Annotated in this window: 20 protein-coding genes; all 20 read right to left on the reverse strand. The window is 63.3% G+C overall.

From position 1 onward, the window contains the following. Window positions 1-137 precede the first annotated feature (137 nt). The 20 genes from RBB18_RS18835 to hisD all read right to left on the reverse strand — a co-directional run bounded on the left by RBB18_RS18835 (window position 138) and on the right by hisD (window position 18243). On the reverse strand, window positions 138-743 hold the full coding sequence (locus RBB18_RS18835; protein ID WP_103763258.1) for an extensin family protein: 606 nt from the start codon (window positions 741-743) through the stop codon (window positions 138-140). Between the two features lie 5 nt (window positions 744-748). Beyond that, window positions 749-1666: a prephenate/arogenate dehydrogenase family protein gene (locus RBB18_RS18840; protein ID WP_103763257.1), complete on the reverse strand. Its 918-nt coding sequence runs from the start codon at window positions 1664-1666 to the stop codon at window positions 749-751. Then, window positions 1663-2748 (reverse strand): histidinol-phosphate transaminase, encoded by a 1086-nt coding sequence (hisC, locus tag RBB18_RS18845; protein ID WP_103763256.1) that lies wholly within the window; start codon window positions 2746-2748, stop codon window positions 1663-1665. Before hisC ends, RBB18_RS18840 begins: the two co-directional genes overlap by 4 nt. A gap of 222 nt (window positions 2749-2970) precedes the next feature. Further along, the gene (locus tag RBB18_RS18850) at window positions 2971-4392 is read right to left on the reverse strand and encodes a homospermidine synthase (protein WP_306112010.1); all 1422 of its coding nucleotides are present in this window, start codon (window positions 4390-4392) and stop codon (window positions 2971-2973) included. Window positions 4393-4476: 84 nt separating this feature from the next. Then, window positions 4477-5097: a 30S ribosomal protein S4 gene (rpsD, locus tag RBB18_RS18855; RefSeq protein ID WP_103763254.1), complete on the reverse strand. Its 621-nt coding sequence runs from the start codon at window positions 5095-5097 to the stop codon at window positions 4477-4479. A gap of 212 nt (window positions 5098-5309) precedes the next feature. Next, the gene (locus RBB18_RS18860; protein WP_306112009.1) at window positions 5310-5777 is read right to left on the reverse strand and encodes an SRPBCC family protein; all 468 of its coding nucleotides are present in this window, start codon (window positions 5775-5777) and stop codon (window positions 5310-5312) included. After that, window positions 5774-6115 carry a helix-turn-helix transcriptional regulator gene (locus RBB18_RS18865; protein ID WP_103763252.1) on the reverse strand — a complete coding sequence of 114 codons (342 nt, stop codon included), beginning with the start codon at window positions 6113-6115 and terminating at the stop codon, window positions 5774-5776. Before RBB18_RS18865 ends, RBB18_RS18860 begins: the two co-directional genes overlap by 4 nt. A 122-nt stretch (window positions 6116-6237) precedes the next feature. Further along, a complete protein-coding gene (mnhG, locus tag RBB18_RS18870; RefSeq protein WP_103763251.1) occupies window positions 6238-6636 on the reverse strand; it encodes a monovalent cation/H(+) antiporter subunit G in 399 nt (132 codons plus the stop codon). After that, window positions 6633-6920 carry a K+/H+ antiporter subunit F gene (locus RBB18_RS18875; RefSeq protein ID WP_103763250.1) on the reverse strand — a complete coding sequence of 96 codons (288 nt, stop codon included), beginning with the start codon at window positions 6918-6920 and terminating at the stop codon, window positions 6633-6635. Before RBB18_RS18875 ends, mnhG begins: the two co-directional genes overlap by 4 nt. Beyond that, window positions 6917-7417 carry a Na+/H+ antiporter subunit E gene (locus RBB18_RS18880; RefSeq protein WP_103763249.1) on the reverse strand — a complete coding sequence of 167 codons (501 nt, stop codon included), beginning with the start codon at window positions 7415-7417 and terminating at the stop codon, window positions 6917-6919. The genes RBB18_RS18875 and RBB18_RS18880 overlap by 4 nt, the downstream gene beginning before the upstream one ends. Window position 7418: 1 nt before the next feature. Beyond that, complete coding sequence (locus RBB18_RS18885) at window positions 7419-9071, reverse strand: monovalent cation/H+ antiporter subunit D (RefSeq protein ID WP_103763248.1); 1653 nt, start codon at window positions 9069-9071, stop codon at window positions 7419-7421. Continuing rightward, entirely contained in the window at window positions 9068-9433 is a 366-nt protein-coding gene (locus tag RBB18_RS18890; protein ID WP_306112008.1) for a Na+/H+ antiporter subunit C, read from the reverse strand. The genes RBB18_RS18885 and RBB18_RS18890 overlap by 4 nt, the downstream gene beginning before the upstream one ends. Beyond that, entirely contained in the window at window positions 9433-12309 is a 2877-nt protein-coding gene (locus RBB18_RS18895; protein ID WP_306112007.1) for a monovalent cation/H+ antiporter subunit A, read from the reverse strand. Before RBB18_RS18895 ends, RBB18_RS18890 begins: the two co-directional genes overlap by 1 nt. Window positions 12310-12489: 180 nt before the next feature. Then, window positions 12490-13554, reverse strand: coding sequence for a Hint domain-containing protein (locus tag RBB18_RS18900; protein ID WP_274593082.1), 1065 nt, complete (start codon window positions 13552-13554; stop codon window positions 12490-12492). A gap of 98 nt (window positions 13555-13652) precedes the next feature. Then, the gene (locus RBB18_RS18905) at window positions 13653-14579 is read right to left on the reverse strand and encodes a lipid A-modifier LpxR family protein (RefSeq protein WP_306112006.1); all 927 of its coding nucleotides are present in this window, start codon (window positions 14577-14579) and stop codon (window positions 13653-13655) included. 291 nt (window positions 14580-14870) lie between these two features. Next, complete coding sequence (locus RBB18_RS18910; protein WP_306112005.1) at window positions 14871-15458, reverse strand: GNAT family N-acetyltransferase; 588 nt, start codon at window positions 15456-15458, stop codon at window positions 14871-14873. After that, the gene (locus tag RBB18_RS18915) at window positions 15458-15859 is read right to left on the reverse strand and encodes a ketosteroid isomerase-related protein (protein WP_274593085.1); all 402 of its coding nucleotides are present in this window, start codon (window positions 15857-15859) and stop codon (window positions 15458-15460) included. Before RBB18_RS18915 ends, RBB18_RS18910 begins: the two co-directional genes overlap by 1 nt. Continuing rightward, window positions 15856-16317 (reverse strand): low molecular weight phosphatase family protein, encoded by a 462-nt coding sequence (locus tag RBB18_RS18920; RefSeq protein WP_103763242.1) that lies wholly within the window; start codon window positions 16315-16317, stop codon window positions 15856-15858. The genes RBB18_RS18915 and RBB18_RS18920 overlap by 4 nt, the downstream gene beginning before the upstream one ends. Window positions 16318-16322: 5 nt before the next feature. Continuing rightward, window positions 16323-16802, reverse strand: a complete 480-nt coding sequence (locus RBB18_RS18925; RefSeq protein ID WP_103763241.1) for a UPF0262 family protein — start codon at window positions 16800-16802, stop codon at window positions 16323-16325. 136 nt (window positions 16803-16938) lie between these two features. Next, window positions 16939-18243, reverse strand: coding sequence for a histidinol dehydrogenase (hisD, locus tag RBB18_RS18930; RefSeq protein ID WP_306112004.1), 1305 nt, complete (start codon window positions 18241-18243; stop codon window positions 16939-16941). Between the last annotated feature and the right edge of the window lie 16 nt (window positions 18244-18259).

Here is an 18259-nt window from a genome sequence, read left to right on the forward strand (position 1 = left end):
CTCAAGATCGCCTCCCGTTTTAGATCTTGAATCAAACGAGAGGTGATTTGGGAACCCCTAAATGCAGACGCCGCCTAGAGCGCCAAAAGATTTCAGAAATCTTTTGGCAAATCTTTTTGCAAAAGATTTGCTGCGCCCTATCGACAGTAGGACCCGCTCCGGTAATCCGCCGTGTCGAAATGGAAGTGATCGCGGTGATACCCGTCTGATCCCGGCCCCAGAACCGTGCCGAACGGCCCGCAGGCCGAGCCATGCAACTGCCGCAAGATCTTGCCGCGCTTGCCCGTGCCCCAGTCGTTCAGAACCGAGATATCCGTGCCATCACGCAACAGGAAGGCCGAGATGTCGATCGCGTTGCCCTTGGAATGTTCCGACAGCCGCGCGCCGCGCTTGTGATTGCGCGTCCGGCACACGTAATGCGCCGCGACCTTCAGGCTTCTGACGCCTCCGCCGGTATCGCCGACAATCGGCTTCATGTCGTTCTTCACCCAGGCGTTCAGCGTCCGCGCTGTCTTGCAGTTCATCGTCGCGGGCTGGCTCAGCAGAACCCCGCCGACAGCATCCACCTCGACCGCATTGGCGATCCCGCAGGCCCCGTTTCCGGGCACATCGCCCACCACCACGCCCTGTATCGACGGGTCGCCGCAGACAGCCCCCCGCGTGACCAGTTCGGGGTCATCCCCCTTGCCGCCGCCAAACGAACAACTTGCCAGAAAAACTGGAAAAATCCACGCCAAGCGCATCCTGCTCAACCCTTTTTCACGCGCCCGAAATCCGGCGCATCCGTATCTTGCCCGGCCTCGATGATACCACGCCGGATGCTGCGCGTCCGCGTGAAATAATCATGCAGCAGATCACCGTCCCCGGTGCGGATCGCCCGTTGCAACGCGAACAGCTCCTCGGTGAAACGCCCCAGCACTTCCAGCGTCGCCTCCTTGTTGGTCAGGAACACGTCGCGCCACATGGTGGGGTCGCTGGCGGCAATCCGGGTGAAGTCGCGGAACCCCGCGGCGGAATACTTGATGACCTCGCTGTCGGTCACCCGGCGCAGGTCGTCGGCCACGCCGACCATCGTATAGGCAATGAGGTGCGGCGTATGGCTGGTCACGGCGCAGACAAGGTCGTGGTGGTCGGCATCCATCTCGTCGGTCCTGGCGCCCATCGCCTGCCACAACGCCTCCAGCCGCTCCACCGCCGCGCGGTCGCTGCCCTCCACCGGCACAATCAGGCAGTACTTGTTCTCGAACAATTCGGCAAAGCCCGAGCGTGGCCCCGAATGTTCGGTCCCGGCCATCGGATGGGCGGGTACGAAATGCACGCCTTGCGGCAAATGCGGACCAACCGCCTCGATCACCGCCTTCTTGACCGAGCCGACGTCGCTGACCGTGGCGCCCGGCTTCAGCGCCGGCGCAATCTCTTCGGCCACCGCGCCCATCACGCCCACCGGCACGCACAGCACCACCAGGTCCGCACCCTCCACGGCCTCGGCAGCGCTATCACAGACCCGGTCGCACAGCCCGATCTCGCGTGCCACATCGCGGGTCTCCTGCGACCGGGCATATCCCGTGACTTCGCCCGCCAGACCGGCGCGCTTCATCGCCCAGAACATCGAAGAGGCAATCAGCCCCAGTCCGATCAGCGCAACCCGGTCATAGATCACGCTCATTCCGCGTCTCCCATGAACTGCCCTACCGCATGGGCCACCCGGCGCGAGCTGGCCTCGTCACCAACGGTGATCCGCAGGCAATGCGGCAGGTTATAGCCTGCCACCCGGCGCACGATCAGACCCTCGGATTTCAGGTACTCGTCACAGGCCTCGGCCTGTTCCTGATCGGCAAAGCGGGCGAGAACGAAATTCGCCAGGGACGTGTCCGACGGGACGCCATGCCCGGCCAGCGCCTCTGCCAGCCACGCCCGCATTCGCGCATTGTCCGCGCGGCATTTGTCGACCCAGGCCTGGTCGCGCACCGCGGCCTCGGCGGCGACCAGCGCCGACTGGCTCAGGTTGAACGGCCCACGCACCCGGTTCAGAACATCCACCACATGTGCCGGACCATACCCCCACCCCACGCGCAGCCCGCCCAGCCCGTAGATCTTGGAAAAGGTCCGCGTCATCACCACGTTTTCGCGCGCATCGACCAGCCCCGCGCCACCGTCGAACCCCTCGACATACTCCGCATAGGCGCCATCCAGCACCAGCAGCACGTGCTCCGGCAGCCCCTCGGCCAGCCGGGCGATCTCGCCGTCGCCTATCATCGTGCCGGTCGGATTGTTGGGGTTGGCGATGAACACCAGCCGCGTGCGCTCGGTCACCGCGGTCAGAATCGCATCCACATCCGTCACCCGCTCGCGCTCGGGCACCTCGACCGGCGTCGCGCCATTCGACAACGCCGCGATCTTGTAGATGGCAAAGCCATGCTCGGTATGAATGACCTCGTCGCCCGGCCCGGCATAGCACTGGCACAGCAGCGACAGGATCTCGTCACTGCCCACGCCACAGACGATGCGGTCGGCATCCAGCCCGTGCACGTCTGCAATCGCGCCCCGCAGGCTGGCATGGTCGGTCGACGGATAGCGATGCAGATCATACGCCGCCTTGCGGAACGCGTCCTTCGCCGCCTCGCTCGGCCCGAACGGGTTCTCGTTCGAGCTCAGCTTGACCACGTTGCTTACCCCCTCCACATGGCTCGACCCGCCCACGTAAGGGGCGATGTCCAGTATTCCGGGCTGGGGAGTGATATTGGTCATGTGATGTCATTCCTCACGGGGCAGCGGCACACCGCCCAGGGGCCGCAGCGGCCCTGAACGGATGGTCATGTTCCGCATTACCGAGACGCGCGCGCCCTGACCAGCCCCACCAAGTCAAATCGCACCAGATGCGGCGCGAAGACCACGCCGCGTGCATTGAAATACCAGCGTAGACGTCCACGTTCCGCACCCCGGCGCGGAATCAGTGGCAAAGCCCGCCCCTCACGACGCAAGCACGTTCCGGAAAAGCCATGGATCGCTCTCGTCGATATCCTCGGGGAAATGCTCCCACCGGTCCTGCAACGGTGTCCAGTCGGTATAATGAGCCTCCACCGGGCCCAGGTAAGGCCGCTGCACCTCGAGGCATCGCGCGTGGTCCATCTCGTCGGTCTCCACGATACCCGCGTCCGGGTTCTCCAGCGCCCAGACCATGCCCGCCAGAACGGCACTCGTCACCTGCAACCCGGTGGCATTCTGGTACGGGGCAAGGTCCTTGGTTTCCTCGTTCGACAGCCGAGAGCCATACCACATCGCGTTCTTCTCATGCCCGTAAAGCAGCACGCCCAACTCGTCGATGCCGGTGACAATCTCATCCACGTCCAAAATCTCGTGCGTGCTCTGCTGCCGCCCCGCGCCGAACATCTCGTGCAGCGACAGCACCGCGTCGTCGCAGGGGTGATAGGCATAGTGGCACGTCGGGCGGAACTCGGGGGCTTCCGGCGCGCCCACCGTGTAGAAATCGGAAATCGAAATCGCCTCGTTATGCGTCACCAGGAACCCGAATTGCGGCCCTGGCGTCGGGCACCACGTATGCACACGGGTGATCGCCCCCGGCCGTTCCAGCCAGATCCCCGCTCGACAGCCTGTGTCGTGGCTGTGTCCGTTCTCCGGGAACCACGTCTCATGCGTGCCCCAGCCCAGCTCGGCGGGCTGGAACCCTTCGGCAATGAACCCTTCGACGGACCACGTATTCACGAAGGTCCCCCGGGGTCTCGGCAGGGCGCGCGCCTGCGTGTCGCGCTCGGCGATATGCACGCCCTTGACGCCCAGGCCCTTCATCAGCTTGGCCCAGCCTTCCCGATCCTTCGGCGCCTCCGCATCCTTGCCGGTGTCGCGGGCCAGCGTCAGCAACGCCTCTTTTACGAACCAGCTGACCATGCCGGGGTTCGCCCCACAGCAACTCACCGCCGTGGTCCCGCCCGGATTGGCCGCTTTCTCGTCCCGCACCGCCTGCCGCAGGGCATAGTTCGTCCGCGCCGCGTTGTCTTGGGTGTCGAAATAGTATCCCGCCCACGGCTCCACCACCGTGTCGATATACAGCACGCCCTGCTCGCGGCAGAACTTCATCAGGTCGAGCGACGAGGTATCCACGCTCAGGTTCACCACGAACCCCTTGCCCGGCTCGATCAGCCCGCCCAGCAATTCGCGATAATTCTCCGCCGTCACCGCCTCGGGGACAAAACGCAGCCCAAGCTCGCGCAAAGCCTCGTGATTGGCCGCGTTCGGCTCGATTACCACGAACTTGTCCGCGTCATAGTCGAAATGCCGCTCGATCAGCGGCCACGTTCCCTTCGCGATCGACCCGAAGCCGATCATCACGATGGTCCCGTCGATGCGCCCGTACTTTGAAAAGTCCTGTGCCATGCTCTGCGTCTCCTCCACTTACAAATGCAAAAGGCCGCGCCCAGCGGCGCGGCCTTCCGGATCAGGTGCGGCAGACCTAAAAACTTAGTTCTGCGCGTAGAATTCGATGACCAGGTTCGGTTCCATCATCACCGGGTACGGCACGTCGCCCAGGCTGGGTGTCCGCACGAAAGTCGCGGTCAGCTTGGAATTGTCCACGTCGATATAGTCCGGCACGTCGCGCTCGGGCAGCTGCGTGGCTTCCAGGATAGCGGCCATCTGCTTGGAACGGTCGCGAACCTCGATCACGTCGCCTTCCTTAACACGGTAGGACGGGATGTTCACCAATTGACCATTCACGCGGACGTGACGGTGGTTCACGAACTGACGCGCAGCAAAGATGGTCGGCACGAACTTGGCGCGGTAGACGACCGCGTCCAGCCGACGCTCCAGCAGGCCGATCAGCAGCTCGCCAGTGTCGCCTTTCAGACGCTCGGCCTCGCGGAAGATGCGGCGGAATTGCTTCTCGGTCAGGTCACCGTAATAACCCTTCAGCTTCTGCTTGGCGCGCAGCTGCAGGCCGAAGTCGGAAATCTTCGCCTTGCGGCGCTGGCCGTGCTGGCCGGGGCCGTATTCGCGGCGGTTGACCGGGGATTTCGGACGCCCCCAGATGTTTTCGCCCATCCGGCGGTCGATCTTGTATTTGGCAGCCGTTCTCTTTGTCATCGACTGATCTCCTTCGTTTAAGGTTTCGAAGGGCGTTGTCCTCTCCGTGGATTTTGCCACGGCGACAGGCTTCCCCTTGCGGGGGCCACCAACACCAATGAAGCCGCGCTTATATAAGGGTTCGTGGTGGAGTCAACACGTCGCTTCGCCCAACCCGCAAGTTTCCCGCAGCGCAGGAGTAAGGTGGGTGAAAACCCACGCGCCCTCACGTCCTACTTCAAGCTCTGCGCATACTCTTCCAGCTGCGTGGCCACCGTGCCCCAGCCATCGAAGAACCCCATGTCCTCGTGGGTTTTCTTCGCCTCGGGCGACCGGTGCCGCGCCGTCGCGGTATAGATCGTGCCGCCATTCCCGTCGTCTTCCAGATCCAGGATCGCCGTCATGAACGGGTCCGGCACCGGCGCCCATCCCTCGGTATAGGTGTCGGTAAAGACCAGACGCGTCCTCTCGACCACCTCAAGGTACACACCCTTGTTATCCATCAGGTGTCCCTCCACGTTCATCACAGTGTTGAACCGCCCGCCGACACGCAGGTCGATCTCGCAGCTTTCGATGCTGTGCGGCTTGGGCACGAAGAAATGCTTGATATGCTCCGGCGTGGTCCAGCACTCCCAGATCAGCGCGCGCGGCGCGTTCAGGGTGCGGGTAAAGCTCAAGTCGGTCTCGGGATTCAGGTTCATTTCTTTCGGTCCCTCATCAGGGTTGCAACATAATCGTCCAGCCGGTCCAGCCGGCCCTCCCAGATCCGCCGCTGCTCGCTCAGCCAGTCATCGACCGGGGCGAACGCGTCCGCGGCAAGGGCAAACGTCCGTGTCCGGCCCTGCTTGTAGGAGGTGACCAGCCCGGCCTCCTCCAGCTTTCTCAGGTGGCCCATGAAGGACGGCAGCGCCATGTCATGCGGCGCGGCCAGTTCGCTGACACTCGCCGGGCCGCGGACCAGCCGCTCAAGGATAACCCGCCGCGTCGGATCGCCCAGCGCGGAAAAACACAGGTCCAGCTTCGAATCAAACTTAGCCATATGCCTAAGTAAACGGATCACCAAGACCGCGTCAATAACACTAAGCCAATAAGCTAACTTTCAGCGGAAGTTCACGTAGGGTGGGTGAAAACCCACGCGCCGCCCACCTCGCAGGCCGCGCCCTACTCCCGCGCCTTTGCCGCGTCCGCCTCGGCCTCTTTTTCGACGTCCGGATCCGTCAGCGTCGACCATGTGTCGTCACGCGGCGGGCTGGGCGGTGTCTCGCAGGCCCGTTTGTGGATGTTCACCTTGGCGATGAAATGCGCCGAAATTGGCGCCGTGACGAACAGGAACGCCATGATCAGCGGCTCGTGATAAGACCTATCGCCGACCAGGAACGAGTGGATCATCGACGCCAGCAGGAACATCCCGATCCCCAACGTGCCCACCTTCGTGGGCGCGTGCAGGCGAGTCATCGGATCGTTGAACTTCAGCAGGCCGAACACACCGACCAACACGAATCCCGATCCCACCAGCAGGCAGAACGCGACAGAAAGATATCCGATATCCATGGCAGTCATTCGATGATGTCCCCCCTCAGGATGAACCGCGCCAGCGCAACCGTGGACACGAAACCCAGCATCGCGATCAGCAGCGTGACCTCGAAATAGACCTGCACGCCCTGGAAGATGCCCACCATCACCACCAGCCCCAGCGCGTTGATCACCATCGTGTCCAGCGCAAGGATCCGGTCGCCCGGTGTCGGCCCAATGACAAGGCGCACCATCGACAAAAGCTGCCCCAGCGCCAGCGCCACGAAAGAGATGACGATGGCAATATCCATGATGTCAGATGGCGAACTCATGCGAAAATCTCCTCCAGCCGGGCCTCGTAGCGGGTCTTGATCTCGTCGCGCACCGCGTCCGGGTCATCGGTGTGCAGCACATGCACCAGCAGGCTGTGCCCCTCGTCCGACAGGTCCGACGACACCGTGCCGGGCGTCAGGGTGATCGTGCCCGCCAGGATGGTGATCGCCTCGGGCTTCACCAGATCCAGTGGCACCACGATCCACGCCGGTTTCAGCTTGGAATTCGGCACCGTCAGCACGATCCACGCCACCTGCAGGTTGGCGATGATGATATCGTAGATCACGATCAGGCCATAGGTGAACATGCGGAACAGGTTGAAACCCTTGGGCGTATCCGGCCACCAGATCGACGTCATCCACGGGATGATGATGCCCAGGATCAGCCCGAACACCGCCATGCCGGCGGAAAATCCGTTCTGCAAAAGGACCCAGACCAGCGTCAGCAGCAGGGTCAGAAACGGATGCGGGAACACCCAGTAGAACGCGCGTGTCATGTCAGTGCCCCCCGCTCTCTTGTTCGTCCGCGCCATGGCCCTCATCGCTCTCGCCATGGGCCGCGTCGTCGCCATAACCGTCGTCGCCATGGTCGTCATCGCCATAGCCACCCTTGGCCTTGTCCTCGGGCCGGCCCAGCTTGCCCGGCGTCTCCAGAACCGTCGACTTGAGCGGCTCGGGCGCGAACAGCTGCGCCGAGATCGCCTTGGTATAGCCATGCACCTGACCGGCAAAGACCGTGTGCGCGATCAACAGCGCGATCAGCCCGCCAACAGCGACATAGCTCAGCGCGGACGGGGCGGCCACCACGGGCGCCCCCTCGGGCCGCGCGATGCTGCGCGCCTTCCAGAACACATTGCTGCCAGCACGTGCAAACCCCACGACGCTGATCAGGCTGGACACCAGCACCACCGCCCAGATCCACGGCATCTGCGCACTGTCATAGGCGGCATCCAGCACCAACAGCTTGCCCAGGAAGCCCGACAGCGGCGGCAGGCCCGCCATGGCAATCGCGCCCACGAAAAACATCCCCGCGGTCAGCGCCGCGCCCGACACCGGCGGCTGCGCCGTCAGGGTCAGGTTGTCCCGCCCCGCCCTTGCAAGGTCGGTGATCAGGAACAGGATCGCGCCCGCCAGCGTCGAATGCACGATATAGTAAAGCGCCGCCGCGATCCCGTCCTCGGTAAAGAGCGCAATCGCCACCATCACCATGCCCATCGACCCGATGATCGAAAAGGCCACCAGCCGGTCCAGCGTCTTGGCGGCCAGCACGCCGATCATGCCTATCGCCAGCGAGATCAGCGCCGCAGGCATCAGCCACACCACGTGCAGCCCCGCCGTCGCCTCCAGGTCGGGCGGAAAGATCATCGTGTAGACCCGGATGATGGCATAGGCCCCCACCTTGGTCATGATCGCAAACAGCGCCGCCACGGGGGCCGGTGCCTCGGCATAGCTCGACGGCAGCCAGAAATGCAGCGGCACCAGCGCCGCCTTGATCGCGAACACCAACAAGAGCAGCACGGCAGCCACCCGGATACCCACCGTCTCCTCCGCGCCGATCTGCGTCACCCGCTCGGCTAGGTCCGCCATGTTCAGTGTCCCGGTCTCGGCATAGATCGAGCCCAGCGCGAACAAGAACAGCGTCGAGCCGATCAGGTTATACAGAACATACTGCACCCCCGCCCGCAGCCGTTCATTGCCGCCCCCATGGATCATCAGGCCATAGGAGGCGATCAGCAGCACCTCGAAGAACACGAACAGGTTGAACAGGTCGTCCGTAAGGAACGCCCCCATGATTCCCATCAGCTGGAACTGGAACAGGGCGTGGAAATGCCACCCCCGCTCGTCCCATCTCGACCCGATGGCATACAGCAGCACGAACAGCGCCAGAACGGAGGTCAGCAGTACCATCATCGTCGACAGCCTGTCGCCCACCAAAACGATCCCGAACGGCGCGGCCCAGTCGCTCAGTTGATACAGAATCACGTCGCCATCCGACACCGACCACGCGAGACTCGCCGAAATGGCGATCAGCGCCACGACACCCGCGACAGAAAACGCCCGCTGGATGCCAAAATGAAACCGTGCGGCCAGCACGATGAACGGCGCCAGCAGCGCCGGCAGCACGACGGGCGCGATAATCCAATGGGTCATTGCTGGCCCTCCGCCTGCGCGTCGTTTTCGTCTTCTTCTTCCGGCTGGTCGTCCACGTGGTCGTCATCCGCACCAAGGAACGACCCCAGCGCGATCATCACCACCACCGCCGTCATCCCGAACGAGATCACGATGGCCGTCAGCACCAGCGCCTGCGGCAGCGGGTCGGTATAGGTCTCCACCCCGTCCACCAGAACCGGCGGCGCCCCGACGGTCAGCCGCCCCGAGGCGAACAGGAACACGTTCACAGCATAGGTCAGCAGCGAGATCCCAAGGATCACCGGGAATGTCCGCAGCCGCAGCACAAGGTAAAGCCCGCCCGCGGTCATGACGCCGATGGCAGATGCAACAAGAAACTCCATCAGACAGGCCCCCCGCTCGCGCCCACCGTTTTCGGCGGATCATCCCTCGACGGGTCAATATCCATCGGATGCTCGGTATCCGGCGTATGCGCCCGCCGCGCCAGCCGCGAGAAGCTCTCCAGCGACAGCATCACCGCGCCCACGACCGCCAGGAACACGCCCAGGTCGAACAGCGCCGCCGTCGCCAGCTCGAATTTCTCGAACGGCGGAATGCGCACATAGGTGAAATCCGAGGTCAGGAATGGCTTGCCCACGAACCACGAGCCGATGCCGGTCAGCCCGGCGATCAGCACGCCCGCGCCGATCACCCCGTGATATGGGTATCGCAACCGCTGCGAGGTCCAGGCAAAGCCGCTTGCCATGTACTGCATCACCACGGCGATCGACACGACCAGCCCGGCGATGAACCCGCCACCCGGCTCGTTATGGCCGCGCAGGAAGATGTAGAAGCCGACCATCAACACCACCGGCATGATCACACGGGTCAGGACCACCATCATCATCGGATGCATGTCCCCCGCCCGCGGCTGGTCCGGTTTGCGGTTCAGCAGCCGCGCCCGCACATTGCTGTTCAGCAGCGTCTCGGTCAGCGCATAGATCAGCAGCGCGGCGATCCCCAGCACGATGATCTCGCCATAGGTGTCAAAGCCCCGGAAATCGACAAGGATCACGTTCACCACGTTGGTGCCGCCGCCCCCTTTATAGGAATTGGCCAGGTGATACTCGGAAATCGGGCTGCTGACCGCATCGCGCAGAAGATAGTGATAGGATAGCGCAAAGGTCGCCAACCCGCCGACGATCCCCATGCCCGCATCGCGCACCCGGCGTAGCAGGCTGCTTTCCACGGGCGTCGTCTTGGGCAGGAAATTCAGCGCCAGAAGCAACAGGATGATCGTCACCACCTCGACGGTGAACTGCGTCATCGCAAGGTCCGGCGCGCTGAAGAAGATGAAGCCCACAGACACCATCAGCCCCACGATCCCGATCAGGATAAGCGAGAAGAAGCGATTGCGATGCAAGATCACCAGCGCGCCCGTGGCGGCCACCAGCATCAGCCACCCGGCTATTGCCACGGCACTCGGCGCCTGCATCGCCCGCGTGGCTTCGGCCACCGTGCCCGTCGCCCAGGCATAGTATCCCGCCACGATGATTGCCGCCGACCCCACGGCGGCATAGCGCGTGAAAGATCCGTTGTGGATCGGATGGATCAGCGCCCGCGCCCCCGCCGCCGCCGTCTCGACGATCCACTCGAAGATCACCTTGGCCTCGGGGCGTGGCGCCGTGTCCCACAGCTTCAGCAGCGGCTTGAACAGCAGCAGCACGATCAACCCGCCCACCACGGCGGCGATCGACATGTAAAGCGCCGGCACCAGCCCGTGCCAGATCTTGATGTATTTCACTTCCAGCGGCTCGACCCCGCCAATCACGGCCTTGGCCACAAGGAAGACGAAATCCTGCACCAGGAAGGGTGCGACCCCGATCACCACCACCAGCACCACCAGGATCGCGGGCGGCAGCCACATGCCCGCCGGCGGGTCATGCGGCTTGGCCGGGTAATCGTCGCGCACCGGGCCCAGGAACGTGTGCGAAATGAAGCGGAAGCAATACGCGGCCGAAAAAAGCGAGCCGATGACGGCCAGCGCCGGCACGAACCACCACGTGTCGAACAGCACCGTGTGGTTGGCCTCCTCCAGCATCATCTCCTTCGACAAGAAGCCATTGAGGAACGGTATCCCCGCCATCGACAGCGCCGCCAGCGTGGCGATGACGAACGTCACCGGCATCAGCTTCCGCAACCCACCAAGCAGACGGATATCCCGCGTATGCGCCTCGTGGTCGATGATCCCGGCGGACATGAACAGCGCCGCCTTGAACGTCGCGTGGTTCAGGATGTGAAACACCGCCGCCATCGCGCCAAACGCCGTGCCCGTGCCCAGCAGCATCGTGATCAGGCCAAGGTGGCTGACCGTCGAGAACGCCAGCAGCGCCTTCAGGTCGTGCTTGAAGAGCGCAATGACCGCGCCCAGCACCATCGTGATCAGCCCTGCCGTTGTGACGATCACGAACCACTCGGGCGTGCCCGACAGCACCGGCCACATCCGCGCCATCAGGAAGATGCCCGCCTTCACCATGGTGGCCGAGTGCAGGTAGGCGCTGACCGGCGTCGGCGCGGCCATCGCGTGCGGCAGCCAGAAATGGAACGGGAACTGCGCCGACTTGGTAAAGCACCCCAGCAGGATCAGGATCAGCGCCGGCACATACATCGGGTCGGCCTGGATCATCTCGCGGTTTTGCAAAATCACGCTCAGGTCATAACTGCCCACGATCTGGCCCAGGATCAGCATCCCACCGATCATCGCCAGCCCGCCCATGCCGGTCACGGCCAGCGCCATCCGAGCGCCTTGCCGGCCCTCGGGCAGGTGCTTCCAATAGCCGATCAGCAGGAAGGACGACAGCGAGGTCAGCTCCCAGAAAACCAGCAAAAGCAGGATGTTATCGCTCAGCACGATCCCCACCATCGCGCCCTGGAACAGCAGCAGATAGGTGAAAAACTCGCCCATATGGTCTTCGCGGCTCAGGTATTGCCGGCCATAGGCGATGATCAGCATCCCGATGCCAAGGATCAGGAAGGCGAAGAAAAAGCCCAGCCCGTCCAGCATCAGCGTAAAGTTCAGCCCCAGCGCCGGCATCCAGTCGATCTGCGCCATCACCGTCCCGCCGGCCAGAACCGTCGGAAGGTTGGTCAAAAGCCCGATGAACGCGGCCAGCGACACCGTGAACGTGACGCCCGCACAGGACGACCGGCCCGCCGAATTCATCAAGCCCGGCAGAAGGGCGCCGAAGAACGGAAGTGCTACGATAAAGAAGAGGGACACGCGAACTCCTTGGCGTAACAGTTTCGTAAATTCCGCCCTAAACTGCATCCCAGCGACGAAAGCGCAAGGAAAAACGACCGAAATTGTCGGTTATAATCCTGCGTTATCGCGCCATAAAATCAGGTGCATGTGTCACGGCGCCCGCGCGGCGGCGAGGCCGTGACAATCTGTCCGGGTGGCTCAGGCCGCCTCGTGCTGAAGGATCGCCGCCTCCGACGCGCTCAGGTTGCGCCGCGCGAACCCGCCATAGGTCTGCGGCTCGAACTCCAGCGTCGGATTGTACTCCAACAGCCGCTTGCGGTCCTCGCCGTCCAGTGCCTGAAGCGACGCGGACGCGGGATGAAAGCTCTCCGTCTCCACACCGTTGGCCCACAACACCTGATGGCGCGGCAACAGCAGGTGCACATAGGTCACCTCACGCACCGCGAGGTCGATGGCGATGTTGCGCCCGTTCACAAGGTCCTTGGCCGACACCAACACCTCGGGCGTGTTGTACAGCGCCTGCGCGATCTCGCCCTGCACCAGCATCCGATGCTCGGGACTGACCAGCAGTTCCTCGTCCGGCCGCTCCACGCCCAGCGCCCCGGCGCGAATGCGCACCGGCCGCAGATGCGGCATCGCGAACAGGCGCGCGCCGCTCATCCGGCGGCTGCCGATCCACTGGATCTCCTCCGCGCCGTTGTCCTTGGTCTGCACGTAGTCACCTTCGCGCAGTTCCTCGACCAGCCGCGGCCCGTCCGGTGTCTCGATCCGCGTGCCGGGGGTGAAACAGATCACCCCGCCGCTTTCCACGTCGGTCGTCTGGCTGCGATGCGCGCCCAGCGACTGGTGCACGATCCACATCTCGGTATTCCTTGGCGGAATCTCGTCCAGGAACATCACCAGCGGCGGTGCGCCATGCCCCACATCGATCACGGTGATGGTGTAGCTTCGGACCCCGTTGGTTACCACGAACCCAGAGTCCATCAGCGGCTCGTGCACCTCGACCTCGTCCAGTTTCGTCGTGCCCGTGCGTGCCGCCGTCACCAGCCGCCGCACCAGCTTTGCCGCGCATTTGCGGCTCATTGCGTCCCGTTCCGTCCGCTCAAGGCGCAGTACTTCATTGGGTCCGTCCACCCGCACCAGATCCCCGCGCCAGGACCATGCGGCCCCCACGTTAAGAGACTGGACAGGAGCGGCTTCCAAACCGTCCACTTCCGTCTGCGACCAGGAGATGACGAACGCGCCCCGAAAGGTCGTTCCCATTGCCTGTATGCCTGCCTTCTTTAGTCTTTTTTTGTCTTTTTGTAGCGGCACGCTAGCAAAAACGAATCAGCCTGCAAAGTGTTAACAAAGGGTTACGTTCAAAATCTCAGGCGCAGTCGCAGCGATCCCACAAGCTGGCTTTCCTTCTGGGCCTCGAATTCCTCGCCCAGCCAAGTCAGCCCGTAGAAGATCGTGCTGCCGCCTTTGCCCTGCCAGTTGACCCCGCCGCGGACCCGCGTCCGCGCATCGGTCAGCTGAATGCCCCGGTCGCGATTCAACAGCTCGCTGCTGTCCACGTAGGCCACGTCGGCCCCGAAGACAAAGCTCGCACCCGGCGCCTCGACGCCCTGCACCGCCACGTAGCGCTGCCCCGTCACCGGATCCCGCACCAGCAATCCGTCACGACCGCGCCGGCCAATCGTCAGGTCGAACCCCACCCGCGCCAGCGTCTCGAACCCCCAGCGCCCCTCGACAAACGGCCGGATTTCGGCATTGCCTCCCATGTCAAAGGCACGGCCGGTCTCCATCACCAGTTCCGGGTTCACGTCGTCGCTGACCTGGTTGCGGCGCACGCGGTCCGAAATATTTCGCCCGCCCAGCACGTCGTGCAGGTTGCGCTGGAAATCGTCCAGCCCGGTCTGCGGCCCGGTCACGTTCACGTCGACGCCCACGGCGTAATCCATCGGTCCCCGTGCGAAATGCGTGTGCAGCCCGACCGAAAGAACCCCGGCAAAGGGCCGGTCACCGGTCGCAGGATTGGTGAGGTTCTGCGGCGAGACGATGCGCCCGCCCAGACGCAGCTCCAGCACTTCGCCGAAGCCTTGCGGCAAACGCCCGCTCCAGCCCGGCCCCCAGACCCGGCTGGTCGTCAGCGATCCGGTCTGCCAGCGGTCGTGAAAATCACCGCCGATGTCATTGGTTGTCAGCCAGCCAAAGCCGATACGCTCGCGCGGGCCTGCCTCTGCGGCATGGCCGGTCAAAAGAACCGCAAAAACGGTCAAAAACGCTGCAAGGCGGCGCATCATGTCTATTCGTCCCAATCCCATCGCCCCCCGGCCCTGAACTGGTACACCGAAAGCCCCGCACTGGACTATCGGGCAAGATCCGAATTTCCGCACCGTGGGCTTCGCGCAACAATGGGACGCCTCGTCCCGGGCCTGCCCCGGGACCTTGCCGCGTTTGCCGTGTTCCGGCCGGGTTTTGCGGCAACACGGACCGCGCGATGCGTTAACCCGTGCCGGCGGACAATCGCACCGACGCCATACCACCCGGATACCGACGCGATACCGACGCGGGTTTTGAACATTCGGCTGGCGTTAACCTTCGAGTCGCCGCATCCAGAATTGCAACGGGTGGTCGGTCTCTTCCGGCTGGTCGATATCCTTCCAGCGATAGGTCGCGACGGCCCCTTCGACCGGCGCATATCCCCGCTTGCGCCAGAATCCGTCCAATGGCTGATAAGTCTCTGGCCGCAAAGGATGATCCTTGGGTCGCACCACACCGCAAAATGCAACATAGCGGCGTCCCAGAGCCCGGGCATGGGCCTCCCGCGCGTCAAAGAACGCGTGGCCCAGCCCGCGCCCCCGGTACGCGGGCAGCAGAACACTCTCGGCACAATAAAAGATATCTTTCATATCAATGTCTTGCCCCGAAAAAGCTGCTGCGAAATCCTCGGCATGATCCTCCATCGGCGTCCCCGTCGAGGCCCCGACAAGACGTTCCCCGTCGAACGCCGCCACCACGATTGCGTCCTCGCTCTGCCGGTAAGGCTCAAGGTACGCCCTCTCATAGGCGACGTCGCCATCGTAAAGGTATGGAAAGTCACGAAAAACCGTAATCCGTAGCTGCGCCACGTCATCCAGCGCAGCCAACAGGTTTTCGCCGGTCAGCCGCTCCACCCGCATCAGGCGCTGACCTGTTTGGTCCAGTCGGCAAGGTTGTAATACGTCACGACCCGCGTGATCTTGTTGTTTTCCAAAGAGAAAAACGACCCCGCCGGCAGCTTGTAGGTCTGCCCGTGCGCCTCCGGCAGCCCTTCGTCGGTGGCGAGGTAGGTGCCGTTCACCACGAATTCCGCCGCGCCCCGCGTGCCGTCTTCGGCCTCGAAAATCACCATGTTATCAAGGTGTTCGCGGTAGCACCGGTTCATGTGCTCACAGAACGCGGCAAAGGCCGCCTTGCCTGTCCGCACCTGCCCTTCATTGACGTGGTGCGCCACATCCTCGCTCAGGCATTCCAGCATACCATCCACGTCACCGTTGTTGAACGCCTGAAAGTAAGCCTCGATCACGTTTTTCGCAGTCATTTCATATCCTTGGGGTCGCCCCACCGTCGTTTGAGATGTTCCACTATCTGGTCCCGGGTCTGGCGGTACGCGTTCAATTTCGCCTCTCGCGATTCGCCCAGTCCGGTCGGGTCAAGGATCGGCCAATAGACCACGTCGAGATGAAAAACCCGTGTCAGATCAAGAGCTTTGCGCTGGCTCGCCGGACTCAACGCCACAACCAGATCGAACGAGGACAGGTCGTCGCCCCACTGTTCCATCTCGTCAAAGCTTCGGGTCCGGTGCCGGGCAAGCTCGACTCCGATCTCGTCGCAGACCGCGATCGAGAACCCGTCGATGTCCATATCACCCTTGACCCCGGCGGACTGGACATAAGTATCGGTTCCATAGAGCTTTTTCATGATGCCCTCGGCCATGGGCGAGCGCGCGGAATTATGGTCGCAGCAAAACAGAACGGACTGAGGAAGCTCCTCGACCATCTGGGTCAGCTCCCGAAGTGCAGCACGCAGATCAGCGTGAACAGGCGCCGCGCGGTATCGTTGTCGACCTTCGCCTTGCCTTCCAGCCGCTCTTCCAGCACCCGGGCACCTTCGTTGTGAATGCCCCGGCGAGCCATGTCGATGGTCTCGATCTGGCTCGGCGGCATGTTCTTTACCGCGTCGAAATAGCTTTCACAGATCGCCCAGTAATCCTTGACCACTTGTCTAAATGGCGACAATGAAAGGTGAAATTCCGCCGCTGGCGCGTCATCCTCGGTGCGGATGTCGAACACCAATCGCTTCTCGCGGATCGACAGCCCGACGCGATAAGGCCCGTCGGGCGCAACCCGGTCATCCCGGATCGGCAGGCTGAAAGAGTTCTCCTCAATCAGGTCGAACATGGCCACTTTCCGCTCCTGCTCGATCTCGGGCGTGGGCGGGGGCAGATTGGCATCATCCAACTCGATATGACAGATATGGCTCATGGGTGTTCTCTTCGGCAGTCTTGTTCCTGCCTACCCCAGCAATCGTTAGCGGGCAATGCAGCCGAACGTCCTGAGGTGGCGTTTTTGCGACGATGTGACCCGCGAGGCGGGCCGAAAGGCCCGAAGCGTGCGCCACCTAGCCTTCGTTCAGCTTGTCCAGTCGCGCCCGCACGCTTAGCCCATGTGCCTCCAGGCTTTCGGATTGCGCCAGTGTCTCCGCCGCCGGTCCGATCGCCTTCAGCGCGCCGGGTGTCATACGCGCCATCGTGGTTTTCTTCATGAAATCCAGAACGTTGAGACCGCTGGAAAACCGCGCCGAGCGTGCCGTGGGCAGCACGTGATTGGGCCCGCCAACGTAGTCGCCAATCGCCTCGGGTGTCCACGCGCCCAGGAACATCGCGCCTGCATGCGTGATCTTGTCGGCCAGCCGTTCCGCCTCGGCCACGCATAACTCCAGATGTTCAGGCGCGATCCGGTCGGCGAGACGCGCCGCCTCGTCCATGTCCGCGACCACGATCACCGCGCCGAAATCGCGCCAGCTTGCCCCGGCAATTGCCCGCCGCTCCAGCGTTTCCAGTCGCGTCTCTATGGCCGCTTCCACCGCGTCGGCGAACGCCGGGTTGTCGGTAATCAGCAAAGCCTGCGCGCTTTCGTCGTGTTCCGCCTGGCTCAGCATGTCGAGCGCGATCCAGTCCGGCTCGTTGTCGCGATCCGCGATCACAAGGATCTCCGAGGGCCCGGCGATCATGTCGATGCCAACCCTGCCGAAAACCCGCCGCTTGGCCGCAGCGACATAGGCGTTGCCCGGTCCCGTAATCTTGTCGACAGGTGCGATGGTTTCGGTGCCATAGGCCAACGCCGCAATCGCCTGCGCACCGCCCACTCGGTAGATCTCGTCGACACCGGCGATCTGTGCGGCAGCCAGGACGGCGGGATTGGCCACACCGTCCGGCGTCGGCACCACAATGGCAAGCCGCTCCACCCCCGCCACCTTGGCAGGGATCGCGTTCATCAGAACCGAAGACGGGTAGGACGCCAGCCCGCCCGGCACGTAAAGCCCCGCCGCGCTGACCGCCGACCAGCGCCAGCCCAGCGTCGCGCCGCATTCATCCTGCCACGATGCATCCTCGGGCAACTGACGTTCGTGATAGGACCGGATGCGCGCAGCGGCCAGTTCCAGCGCCGCCATCTCGTCCGGCGGCACATCTGCCACCAGTGCGGCGACCTCTTCTGCCGTGAACCGCAACCTCTCCGACGTCAATTCCAGCCTGTCGAACTTCGCCGTCAGTTCGAGCAGGGCCGCATCGCCACGCGCCCGGACATCGGCGATGATGTTGGCAACGGTTTCGTCCACGTCCGGACTGTCTTCGCGCTTGGCGCTCAACAGCGCAGCGAACCGCGCCTCGAAATCGTCATCCTTGGTGGTCAGTCGCACCGGCATGGGCATTCTCCTATTG

The organism is Roseovarius sp. MMSF_3298 (assembly GCF_030733705.1).
Lineage (GTDB): Bacteria > Pseudomonadota > Alphaproteobacteria > Rhodobacterales > Rhodobacteraceae > Roseovarius > Roseovarius confluentis.